The 11,738-nt window shown below is 70.1% G+C and carries 10 protein-coding genes; 5 read left to right on the forward strand and 5 right to left on the reverse strand.

Going from position 1 to position 11,738, the window contains the following annotated elements:
* The 4 genes from D7Y15_RS38830 to D7Y15_RS38845 all read left to right on the forward strand — a co-directional run.
* Positions 1-1,114, forward strand: a 1,114-nt coding sequence (locus D7Y15_RS38830) for a polymer-forming cytoskeletal protein (protein ID WP_148712976.1), incomplete at its 5' end; no start/stop codon positions are given.
* A gap of 209 nt (positions 1,115-1,323) precedes the next feature.
* Positions 1,324-2,670, forward strand: a complete 1,347-nt coding sequence (locus D7Y15_RS38835; protein WP_121755720.1) for a 2Fe-2S iron-sulfur cluster-binding protein — start codon at positions 1,324-1,326, stop codon at positions 2,668-2,670.
* Positions 2,667-4,157, forward strand: a complete 1,491-nt coding sequence (locus D7Y15_RS38840; RefSeq protein WP_121755721.1) for an FAD-dependent oxidoreductase — start codon at positions 2,667-2,669, stop codon at positions 4,155-4,157. The genes D7Y15_RS38835 and D7Y15_RS38840 overlap by 4 nt, the downstream gene beginning before the upstream one ends.
* A gap of 278 nt (positions 4,158-4,435) precedes the next feature.
* Positions 4,436-5,221 (forward strand): serine protease, encoded by a 786-nt coding sequence (locus tag D7Y15_RS38845; protein ID WP_120580696.1) that lies wholly within the window; start codon positions 4,436-4,438, stop codon positions 5,219-5,221.
* Positions 5,222-5,232: 11 nt separating this feature from the next.
* Here the strand turns inward: D7Y15_RS38845 and D7Y15_RS38850 are convergent, their stop codons facing one another.
* Positions 5,233-6,108 carry an SDR family oxidoreductase gene (locus D7Y15_RS38850; RefSeq protein ID WP_120580697.1) on the reverse strand — a complete coding sequence of 292 codons (876 nt, stop codon included), beginning with the start codon at positions 6,106-6,108 and terminating at the stop codon, positions 5,233-5,235.
* Positions 6,109-6,251: 143 nt separating this feature from the next.
* Here D7Y15_RS38850 and D7Y15_RS38855 point away from each other — a divergent pair, with 143 nt between their 5' ends.
* Positions 6,252-6,713, forward strand: coding sequence for a universal stress protein (locus tag D7Y15_RS38855; protein WP_120580698.1), 462 nt, complete (start codon positions 6,252-6,254; stop codon positions 6,711-6,713).
* A gap of 15 nt (positions 6,714-6,728) precedes the next feature.
* Here the strand turns inward: D7Y15_RS38855 and D7Y15_RS38860 are convergent, their stop codons facing one another.
* From D7Y15_RS38860 to D7Y15_RS38875, 4 genes are all read right to left on the reverse strand, one after another.
* Positions 6,729-7,409 carry a Fe2+-dependent dioxygenase gene (locus tag D7Y15_RS38860; protein WP_120580699.1) on the reverse strand — a complete coding sequence of 227 codons (681 nt, stop codon included), beginning with the start codon at positions 7,407-7,409 and terminating at the stop codon, positions 6,729-6,731.
* Between the two features lie 39 nt (positions 7,410-7,448).
* A complete protein-coding gene (locus tag D7Y15_RS38865) occupies positions 7,449-9,686 on the reverse strand; it encodes a TonB-dependent siderophore receptor (RefSeq protein ID WP_233597433.1) in 2,238 nt (745 codons plus the stop codon).
* Between the two features lie 337 nt (positions 9,687-10,023).
* Positions 10,024-11,376 carry a PepSY domain-containing protein gene (locus D7Y15_RS38870; protein ID WP_121755722.1) on the reverse strand — a complete coding sequence of 451 codons (1,353 nt, stop codon included), beginning with the start codon at positions 11,374-11,376 and terminating at the stop codon, positions 10,024-10,026.
* Between the two features lie 27 nt (positions 11,377-11,403).
* Positions 11,404-11,738, reverse strand: a 335-nt coding sequence (locus D7Y15_RS38875; RefSeq protein WP_147452265.1) for a TonB family protein, incomplete at its 5' end; no start/stop codon positions are given.

Genomic DNA, 11,738 nt, shown 5'->3' on the forward strand with positions numbered 1-11,738 from the left:
GGCGCCTCCCGACCCGCCCACCCTGGACGAGGACGCGACGCCGGAGGAGGCCCGCGAGGCACGTGAGGAAGCCCGCGAAGAGGCGAGGCGCGCTCGCGATGAGGCCAAGCAGGCCGCGAAGGAAGAGGCCGAAGCCGCCAAGCAGCGCATCCGCGAGGAGATCCGCAGCTTCCGCGACAGCTTCAAGCACAAGAAGGGCAAGCGCGGCGCCCGGGACGTGGTGGCGCGCGGACAGAACCTGGAGGTGAAGGAGGGCGAGTCCGTGGAGAGCGCCGTCGTGTACGGCGGCAACCTCATCGTGAAGGGCACCGTGGAGGACGACGCGGTCGCCTTCGGCGGCAACCTGGAGATCCAGGGCCACGTGGAGGGAGACGCGCACGCCTTCGGCGGCAACGTCATCCTGGGGCCCAACGCGCAGGTGGAGGGCGACGTGTCCGCCTTCGGCGGGCAGGTGCAGAAGGCGGACGGCGCCATCGTGGAGGGCAGCCTGGAGTCCTTCGGCGGCGCGGGCCTGGGCCGCATGGTGGCCGGTGAGATCAAGCGCGGCATGCAGGACGGGCAGAACCACGACGCGTCGGTGGACCACGACGACGATGACGACCACGACGGCCGCGGCGGGGGCCTTGCGTCCTTCATCCTCCAGTTCGCGCTCCTCTTCGGCCTGGGCTTCCTGGGGCAGATGTTCTTCCCGGCGCGCATGAAGGAGCTGGGCGATGAGATCCGCGCCAACCCCGCCCGCAACTTCTGGGTGGGCATCGTGGGCGCGCTGGCCCTCATCCCGCTGACCATCGTCCTGTGCATCACGCTCATCGGCATCCCGGTGGCGTTCGCCCTCCTGGTCGCCTCCATGCTGGGCACGGCGCTGGGCTACGCGGCCATCGCCAGCGAGGTGGGCACGCGGTTGCCGGTGATGCGCGGCCGCAAGACGCAGGCGGTGGTGCTCGCCCTGGGCCTGGGCCTCATCCTGCTCATCAGCCACATCCCGGTGGTGGGCGTGCTGCTCAACCTCATCCTCAACCCGCTGGCCTTCGGCGCGGTCATCCGCACCCGGTTCGGCTACCGCGGCCGGGGCATGCCGGAGCCCATCTTCCCCCGGAGCGAGCACCCGGTTTGACGCACCCGGCCTCACGGCCCCCCGGATTGCCACACCGCATCATGAAGCCCCGCTCCCAAGCGCACCGGGAGTGGGGCTTTTCCTTCTCCAACAAGTGCCGTGCTCGCGCGCCATCACCTGCGCTGTCGTCACGGGGTGTTGACGGTGGGCGGGCGGCCGCTGACAGGCTTTGACCGGCTCCGTCGGGTGCGCCATTTTGCGCGGCACCCATGCGACGCCTCCCAGACGCAACCCCGCGCGGCAGGGCCATCACCGTGGACCTCGAGGGCGAGAGCATCCCCGCCATCGAAGGCGAGCCGGTGGCGTGCTCCCTCATCGCCGCGGGCGAGAACGTCCTCTCCCGCTCCGTGAAGTACCACCGCCCGCGCGGGCCGTACTGCTTCGCCGCGGCCTGCTCGCACTGCCTCATGCGCGTGGACGGGCTGCCCAACGTCTACACGTGCCGCACCCCCGCGAAGGAGGGCATGCGGCTGGAGCGGCAGAACGCGTACCCGTCCGCGAAGGTGGACATCTTCGAGACCATCGACTGGTTCTTCCCCAAGCGCCTGGACCATCACGAGATGTTCGCGGGCGTGCCGGTGGCGGAGGACGTGATGGCGCGCGTGGCCCGGCAGCTGGCCGGCCTGGGCCTGTTGCCCAAGGCAGCGGGCCCGGAGCCCCTGCCCCCTCGCACCTTCCACACCTCCGTCGCGGTGGTGGGCGGCGGCGCGGCGGGCCTGGAGGCGGCGCGGGTGCTCGCCGGACAGGGCGTGCCCTTCCTGCTCTTCGAGCGCGACGCGAACCTGGGCGGACGGCTGGCCCACGGCGCCCCGGAGGAGAACGCGCCCTTCGTGCCGGAGGCCACCGCGTTCCCGCAGGGCAGCGTGGTGCGCAACGCCACCGTCATTGGCCTGTATGACGACGAGCACGGGCGTTACCTGGCGGTGGCGTCGCAAGAAGCGGCGAACCTGCGGCTGCTCAAGGTCTACGCGAAGCGCTTCCTGCTCACGGTGGGCGGCCATCCCCCCACCCTCCCCTTCGAGAACAACGACCTGCCCGGCGTCATCGCGGGCCGCGCGGCCAGCCTGCTCCTGCGCAAGCACGACGTGGCGCCCCAGGTGGCGACGCTGGTGGGCCACGGCCCGGAGCTGCACGCGCTGGCGCACCTGTTCACCCAGCGCGGCGTGGAGGTGGTGGCGGTGGTGGACCTGAAGGGCCCGCTGCCCGCGAACGCGCACCCGAAGGCCGTCATTGGTGACGGGCTCAAGGCCCACGGCCTGCGAGGCGTGACGGCGCTGAGCTTCACGCCCCAGGGCGGGCGCAAGCAGAAGGTGTCGTGCGACGCGGTGGTGGTGTCCGTGCCGGTGACGCCGGGCTTCGAGCTGGCGCGCCAGGGCGGCGCGAAGGTGGAGTTCGACCCGGACGCGGGCCACTTCCGCGTGGATGCGGACGCGGACGGGCGCACGCAGGCGGCGGACGTGTTCGTCGCGGGCGACGTGGCGAAGGTCGGCACGGCAAAGGACGCCGCGGCCATGGGCGCGCGCGCGGCGCAGGCGCTGCTGGGAGGGCTGTCATGAGCAAGGCGCTCGTCTGCACCTGCGAGGACGTCACCGTCACGGACGTGGAGCACGCCATCGAGCGCGGCTACCACGACGTGGAGTCGGTGAAGCGCTACACGGGCTTCGGCACCGGCATCTGCCAGGGCAAGAGCTGCCACGCCGCGGTGGCCGCACTGCTCAAGCAGAAGGCCCCGGCGCTCAAGCCGGAGGGCGTGGTGCCCTTCACGCCGCGCCCGCCGCTGTACCCCACGGAGCTGCGCGTGCTCGGCAGCGCTCCCGTGGACGAGTCCGTCCCGCCCGTGGGCGGCGTGCCCCAGGAACTGGAGCACTTCCCGTCCGCGCTGCGCCCGGAAGGGCCGGTGCCCCAGAAGGCGAAGGTGGTCATCATCGGCGGCGGCATCATGGGCCTGTCGCTGGCGTACAACCTGGCCCTGCGTGGTGAGACGGACGTCGTCGTGCTGGAGCGCGGCTACCTGTGCGCGGGCGCGTCCGGCCGCAACGGCGGTGGCGTGCGCATGCAGTGGGGCACCCCGGCGCTGATTGAACTGGCCAAGCGCTCCATCGACCTGATGAAGGGCTTCGCGCGCGACCTGGGCGTCAACGTGTGGCTGCGCCAGGGTGGCTACCTGTTCCTGGCCAAGCGCAAGGACACCGCGTACCGCCTGGATCGCAACGCCGCCCTGCACAACAAGTACGGCGTGCCCACGCGCATCATCACCGCGGACGAGGCGCGGCAGATCGTCCCGGACCTCACGATGAAGGACTGCGTGACGGCGGCCTACAACCCGGAGGACGGCGTCATCTTCCCCTGGGCCTTCCTGTGGGGCTACGCGCAGGGCTGCGTGAAGCGCGGCGTGAAGGTGGAGACGTACACCAACGTCACCGGCTTCGAGACGAGCAACGGCCAGGTGCGCAAGGTGAAGACGGACCGGGGCGACATCGCCTGCGACACCGTGGTGCTCGCCTCCGGCGCGTGGAGCCCGCAGGTCGCGAAGCTTGCGGACGTGACGCTGCCCAACGAGCCGCACCGCCACGAAATCCTCAGCACCGAACCGCTCAAGCCCTTCCTGTCGCCGCTGGTGTCGGTGCTCGACACGGGCCTGTACTTCAGCCAGTCCATGCGCGGTGAAATCGTGGGCGGCATGGGCGACCCCAAGGAGCCCGCCGGCCCCAACATGGGCAGCACCCTGCGCTTCGTGGCCCGCTTCGCCCAGGCCCTCACGGAGCAGCTGCCGCACGTGGGCCAGGTGAAGGTGCTGCGCCAGTGGGGCGGGCTCTACGACGTCACCCCAGACAACAACCCCATCCTCGGGCGCACCCCCGGCATGGACAACCTGCTGCAGCTGTCCGGCTTCGTGGGCCACGGCTTCATGATGGCCCCCGCCGTCGCGGAGCGGATGGCCCGGTGGATGACCTCCGGCGACTCCGACGAGCTCTTCACCCGCTTCAACCTCCGCCGCTTCGAGGAAGGCACCCTCGAGCGCGAGGACATGATCATCGGCTGAAGAATTCCGCCCTCCCCGCCCCTGTCTCCGCCTGGGACAGGGGCGCACCCCGCATGTCCGCAAAAGCGGCACTCCCGGAAAATCACGCAAGTTCCCGGGATGGCTGGGGATTCGCCGCGGATTGTGACGTTTCTTTACAAACGCAACCGGATTGCACGGAGCATCCACGCACCACTGTCACGGGGGCGTGACGCCGGGCTCCCTCTGACGGGCGCCATGGCACGGGGCGTGCGTAGGGCCCCCGCGCCGCGCAATGCCGCGCGGGGGGAGATTCAGTGATGGCCGCGAAGAAGCTCGTGGGTGCGATGCTGGTGATGGGCCTGACGGCGTGTGGTTCCGTGGAGCCCATGGACGTGCCGGACGCGGAGCCGCTCGCGTCGCAGGAGTCCAACGTCATCGTGGGCTCGCTGAACTGGGTGAGCGCCACGTCCCTCACGGGCACGCAGCGCACCAAGTCCCTGGCGGTGGGCTACCTCTCCATCCCGGCGGTGGGAAGCCGCTGCACGGCGTGGCTCGTCTCCAACGACGTCATCATCACCAACAACCACTGCGTGGGCAGCGCGTCGGAAGCGGTGGGCGCGCGCGTGTCGTTCAACTACGAGGACGGCGTCGCGTCCGCTTCGCGCGTCTGGTACCCGTGCGCCACGTTCATCAAGACGTGGAGCGGTGACGACATGACGGCGCTGCGCTGCTCGGCCGTCAACGGCCAGCTGCCCGGCCAGGTGTACGGCTTCCTCACCGTCGCCACCGCCAACGCGGCGACGAACGCCACCGTGTACGTCGTGAACCAGAACTGCGACTACTACACGACGTCGTCCTGCGTGCCGACGAAGAAGTCCTCGCCGGGCAAGGTGCTCAACGGCAACTACAGCACCACGGACATCTCCTACGACGCGGACACGCTGGGCGGCTCGTCCGGCTCGCCCGTCATCTCCACGTCCACGAACCAGGTGGTGGCGCTGCACCACATCGGCGTCGGCGGCAACTCGCAGGGCCGCGGCACGGCCAACACCGGCGTGAAGGCCACGCGCGTGAAGGCGCGCCTGGCCGAAATCGGCCTGTAGTCGCCCATCGTCTACGTCGCGGACGAAGGCTCCCCCCTGGCCAGCAGCACCGGCTGGGGGGGCGCATCCGTTCCGGTGGGCCCGGTCGGCTTCAGGAGCAGCGTCCGCTTGAGGCCGCCCAGCGCCAGCCGCCCCAGGCCCCGCTTGAAGGAGCGCGGCAGGAAGCGAAGCAGCCGCATCACCCAACGGTGGCCCAGGCCGGGGTACACCAGCGCCTCGCCCCGCTCGAAGCCCTCCAGGGCCTCGCGGGCGCACTGGCGCAGGGACAGTTCGAAGAACGGCGTCACCTCTCCGTCCAGGTGCGGCTCCAGCGCCAGCGGGCCGGGGGCCACGAAGGTGACGGGGATGCCCGCGTCCTTCAGCTCCAGGCGCAGCGACTCACTGAAGCCGTCCAGGAAGCGCTGCGTGGCGGAGAACGCCACCGCCCCCGGGAGGAACAGGCGCGCCGCGCCCGAGCCCACCGTGAGGATGCCACCCCGCCCGCGCTCCAGCATGGGGCCCAGCAGGCGGTGGGTGATCATGGCCGGGGCCAGCACATTCGCATGCACCAGCTCCTCGATGCGCTTCCAGCGCTCCTCCGCGTACAGGCCGCTGGAGGAATGGTCCGCGTTGTTGATGAGCACGTCCACGCGGACGTAGTGGCGCTCCAGGTGCTCGAACAGCGCGTCCACGGCGCGCGGATCATCCAGCCGGCACGCGCGGATCATCACCCCCAGGGTGGGGTTCCGGACGAGCAGCTCCTCCCGCAGGCTCCCCAGGTCGTCCACGTCGCGCGCGACGAGCACCAGGGTCCTGACCCGGGGGGAGAGCAGCCGGGCAAGCTCGCGGCCGATGCCGCCAGCTGCGCCGATGATGAGCACGGTACCGTTGTCGATGGGAGGGCGCATAGGGGGGCAGGACCTCGGACAGGAAGGTGTCCATGCGCGGATGGCCCTGCGTGCCCGCCCCGCTGCTCGGCTCTCCCTGCACGCCCCCTTGCCCTGGAGGCGGTCGGGCATTAACCGTTCATTGTTCCCACAGGAGGACACCCATGGCTGGCCCTTCACGCATCCTCGTGCCGGTGGACCTGAAGGACGGTTCCCGGTCCGTCGTGGACTACGCGCTGCAACTCGCCCGCCCTTTCGGCGCGACGGTGGACGTCCTGCACGCCTGGGAGCCGCCGCAGTACGTGGCGCCGGACCTGCTGGTGGCCTCGCCCGGCTGGGACGCAACCTCGCTGGAGGCGATGGCGCGCGACACCGCGGGCAAGGAACTGGAATCCCTGCTGCGCAAGGTGGACGGCACCGCGCCTGTCGCCCTGTCCCACCGCGTGGTGATTGGCGAGGCGGGCAACGTGGTGCTGGAGGAGGCCGAGCGCGGGAAGTACGACCTCATCGTGATGGGCACGCACCAGCGCAAGGGGCTCACCCGCATGCTGCTGGGCAGCGTGGCGCAGAAGGTGGTGGGCCGCGCCGCGTGTCCGGTGCTCACCCTGCACGTCAGCCCGGAGTAACGGCTCCGACGCGGCTCAGGGCTCCGCCCACTGGCGCAGGAGGTTGTGGTACACGCCCGTGAGCATCACCAGCGCGGGGCTCTTGGGCACCTCGCGGGTGAGCTGCATGATGGACGTGTCCATGTCGAAGAGCAGCGAGCGCTGCCCCGCGTCGCGGATCATGCTCTGGATCCAGAAGAACGACGCCAGCCGCACGCCGCGCGTCACCGGCGTGACGTGGTGCAGGCTGGTGGACGGGTAGACGATGAGGTCCCCCGCGGGCAGCTTCGCCGCGTGGTTGCCGTAGGTGTCCTCCACCACCAGCTCACCACCGTCGTAGCTGTCCGGGTCGCTCAGGAAGAGCGTGGCGGACACGTCCGTGCGGATGCGCTGGTTCGTGCCCAGGATGGGCCGGATGGCGTTGTCCACGTGCGAGCCGAAGTCCATGCCGGACTCGTAGCGGTTGAACAGCGGAGGGAAGACGCGCTGGGGCAGCACGGCGGAGATGAACAGCGGGCTCTTCTCCAGGCCGGCCAGCACCAGGTCCCCCAGCTCCCGGGCAGCGGGGCTGCCTTCGGGCAGCTGGAGGTTCTTCTTCACCTGCATGGACTGCTTGCCGGCGGTGGTCCGGCCGTCCTCCCACGCCGCCTTGTCGAAGACGGCGCGGCAGTGGGCCACCTGCTCGGGCGTGAGCACCTGCGGGATGTGCACCATCATGATGAACGTCCTCCTACGCCCGGCGGGAATTGCGCGCGACTAGAACCGCACGTGCGCTGAGAGCAGCGCCGAAACACCGTCCGCCGGCACGGCCTGACCGCCGTAGTACGAGTCGTAGTAGAGCTTGTCGGTCAGGTTGTAGACGTTGAGCTGCAGGTCCACCTTCTTGATGGAGTACGAGGCGAACGCGTCGAAGCGCCAGAAGTTGGGGACCTTGGTGAGCAGCACCGTCGCGTTGGCCGGGTTGTTCACCGGGGCCACGTCCTGGTAGGTGGCGCCGCCGCCCACGGACAGGTTGTCCAGGATGGCGTACGTGGTCCACAGCGAGAAGCTGCGCTTGGGCGTGTTCACCAGGCGCTGGCCCACCAGGAACTCATTGCTGTGCTCGCGGATGCTCGCGTCCAGGAACGTGTAGTTGGCGAACACGTTCCAGCGGCGCACCGGCGAACCCGCGATGCCGAGCGCGTAGCCCTGCACCCGCTGCTTGCCCTCCAGCACGGTGGGCGGGCCGTCCGGATCCGAGTTCGGCACGCGCGCGTTCAGCTTGTTGGTGCGGAAGAGCGCGGCGTTGACGCTCAGGCGCTCCGCGATGAGGTCCGCCTTGGCGCCGACCTCGAAGGTCTCGTTCTTCTCCGGATCCAGCGTGACGGTGTCGTTGGCCAGCGTGGCCAGCTCCGCGCTCGGGTTCTGGGACGTGCCGTACATGCCGTAGACGCTGGTGTTCTCCGCCGGGTGGAGCACCAGGCCCACGCGCCAGTTGAACAGGCTGTTCTCCTGCTCGAAGGCGGCCACGTCACCGTTCGCGGCCTGGGTCTCGTAGTCGCTGTGCAGGTTGTCCAGGCGCAGGGTGCCCAGGACCTCCACGTACTTGCCGATCTGGATCTGATCCGACGCGTACGCGCCCAGGTTCCACTGGCGGCTGTAGTTGGTGGCGCCCGGGACGCGGTTCACGCCGGACAGGTCCGGGCTGTTGTCCGGCTCGAACAGGTCCGCGGGCAGGTTGCCGCTGGCCGTGGTGAGGTTGACGCGGCCCAGCTCACGCTGCTCGCGGGACACGTCCAGGCCGAAGTTGGCGGTGTGCTTGAGGAAGCCCGTGTTGAACACGCCGCGCACGTCCAGCTGGTCCGCGAAGTAGGTGTTGTCCGTGGACGTCTCGAAGCGCTGGCGTCCGATGGTGGTGGGGTCCGTGGCCGGCGTCAGGCCACGCGGCGCGGTGGGCCGGGCGAAGCGGTCCACGCCGCCGTAGCGCAGCGTGTTCGTCAGGCGGAAGGTGTTGCCCAGGTCCGCCAGCAGGCGCGCCGAGCCGATGTGGACGTTGACGAGCTCCGCGTCGCTGTCCTTCACGCCGTAGAAGTTCTCACGGGGCACGTCCAGGGTGACGCCCACGGGGTAGCCGTTGAAGTACGGCTGGCCGTAGTCCGGCACGCTGTCCTCGTGCTGGTAGAAGTAGTCCACTTCCAGGGCGACCTTGTCCGCCAGCTGGAAGCGCGCGGACGGCGCGATGCCCGCGCGGTTCTCCTTCACGACGTCGCGGCCCGCGACGCCCGCCAGCTGCCCCACGGCGCTCACGCGGAACTGCACGCTGTCGGAGAGCTCCTGGTTGACGTCCGCCTCGATGCGGCCAATCGGCGCCGTGCCGCCGGACAGGCGCAGGTCCGTGAAGGAGCCCTTGCGCGCCTTCTTCGTCACCAGGTTGATGGCGCCGCCCGTGGAGCCTCGGCCGAACAGCACCGACGACGGGCCGAAGTAGACCTCCACGCCCTCCAGGTTGAACGTGTCGCGGGTGAACCAGCCCAGGTCACGCACGCCGTCGCGCAGCGTGTCCGTCTGGGCGGAGAAGCCGCGCAGCGAGAAGGAGTCACCCTGGCGGCCACCCTCGCCCGCCGTCACCGTGATGCCGGACACGTTGCGAAGCGCGTCGCGCAGCGTCATCGCCTGCTGCTCCTCCATCACGCGCTCGGGCACCACCGTGATGGTCTGCGGCGTGTCCACCAGCGGCCGCGGCAGCCGGGCCAGGCTGGGCTCGGTGACGTTGTACTTCTCCGTCTCGCCCTCCACGGACACTTCCGGCAGGACGTACGCGTCGTCCTGACCGGCCTCCGCCTCCGGCGCGCCAGTGGGCGCGGACTCCGGGGTGCGCTCCGGGGCCGGGGCATCCTGGCCCACCCGGGGGGTCTCCGCCGGCCGGGACTCCTGCACCGGCGCGGACGTCTCACCCGTCACCGGCGTCTCCTGCGCCACCGCGCCACCCGCGGCCAGCGCGGAGGCGAGACCCACGGCAGCGGGCCCCCAGGGCCAGAGCGTGCCGCGCACGCCTCCAGGGTTGCCATTGGAAGAGCGGATACCAGTACGACCGGGCTTGGCTGTGGACACGAATCCCCTCGGAATGGGAGGCACTGCCTAAATGAGAATGATTCTCATATGCAGGACCCTGATTCGCGTTACAAGAAATTTCTTCCCGTCAACACCCTGATTTCCAAAGACAGGCGATCGCAACGGCACTGCCTTGCATCAGCCAGCCGAATGCCACACGCCGCCGAGTGAAAACGATGAGGCCCGGATCCACTCTCGCGGTCCGAGCCTCGGGGCTGTCTGGGTTTACCGAATTATCACATCAGGCGGCGTTTATATTCGTTTCCGCGGGCGGTGCCACCGGGGCCGGGGGCGCCACGGCCTGCGTCTTCCGGCGAGGGACGAAGCGGCGCCAGGAGAGCGCATAGCCGGTGTAGACGAGGAACACGGCGCCGAAGGACGCGAGCGCCGCGATGAGCTGGCCCACCCACCCGAGCGCCTCGCCGGTGTGCAGGAAGCGCAGCCACGTGCGCACCTTCCGGCCGCTGTTGAAGTCCGCGTACGTCTCCGTCTTCAGCGTCTGGGCCGTGAACGGATCCAGCGACACCGTGTTGTTGGCGAAGAGCGGCCAGCGCTCCTGCTCGCGGACGGTGAAGGCGCTGGCCTGCGGGCCCTTCGGACCACCGCGACCTTCCGCACGGCCTTCGCCGCGAGGACCACCCTCGCCGCGAGGACCACCCTCACCGCGCTGGGCACCTTCGCCACGCTGGCCACCCTCGCCTCGCGGGGCGCCTTCGGGACGGCCGCCGGGGGCGCCAGCGCCCGGAGGCGTGGCCAGGCGCAGGGTGATGGTCTCCCAGGCGTTGGACTGCTTCATCACCGCCGCGAACTGCGCATCCAGCGGCTGGGGCTGCGTCCCTGGCGCGGGCGTGGGAACGACGACGGGCGCCGCGGCCATGGGTCCCTGCGCGGCGGGCGGCTCGTTGCCGGTGAGCGTGAAGACCAGGTTCGACGCCCACTTATAGGAGATGACCGCGCCGGACGTGGTCAGCACCACCAGCACGGGCAGCGACCAGAAGCCGATCACGTTGTGCCAGTTGAAGTCGCGCGCCTTGCCCTTGAGCCCGCGGCGGAACCACAGGATGGGCCGCATGGCGCGCAGGTTCCACTTGCGCGGCCACCACAGGAACAGGCCCGTGAGGCCCAGGAACAGGAACGCCAGGTTGGCCACGCCGGTGATGGCCTTGCCCACGGCGCGGTTGTCGCCGGACGCCGCGAGCCAGCGGTGCAGATCCTCCATCGTGTGGAAGAACGACCGCCAGCCCTGAGCGCCCGGCTCGCGGACTTCACCGGTGTAGGGATTGACGTAGACCGTGGCGCCGCGGCCCAGGGCCACCGACACCACGCTCTCCGCCCCGGGGTACACCGTCACTCCGGAGGGCGGCACGGCGGGCTTCGCCTCCTTCACCTTCGCGAGCATCTCCTCCAGCGTCAGCTTGGGAGCCCCCTCCGCGGGAGGCGTCACGTGACGGGCGTCACGGTCCGCCCATTCGATGATCTGCGACTCGAACGCGATCGCCGCGCCCGTGAAAGACATCACCCCGACGACGAGCCCCACGATGAGGCCGCAGATCAGGTGGATCCAGAAGAGAATCGAGCGGAGCTTGGGATTCATGAAGGCTTCTACGGGACCGCGAAGGAACTACCTCAGGGCGAACTTCACCGGGATCACGACCTTCACGCGCACGGGCGCGCCGCCATGTCCCAGGGCCGGCGAGAAGCGCCAGCCCGACACGGACTCGAGCGCGGCCTCGTCCAGGCCCGGCACCGAGCGATGGATGCGCGGCGAGCCCGGCTCCACCGCGCCGTCCGTGCCAATCACGACCATCACCATCACCACGCCGGTGATTCCATCCTCGCGGGCGCGGCGCGGATACTCCGGCTTGCCGGACAGCAGCACCGGCAGCTTCATCACCTCGCGCGGCGTATAGATGGGCGGCGCGGTGCCCTGCCCACCGGCCTTGCCGCCCACGACTC

The sequence above is a fragment of the Corallococcus sp. AB030 genome, assembly GCF_003668965.1.
GTDB classification, from domain to species: Bacteria; Myxococcota; Myxococcia; order Myxococcales; family Myxococcaceae; genus Corallococcus; species Corallococcus exiguus.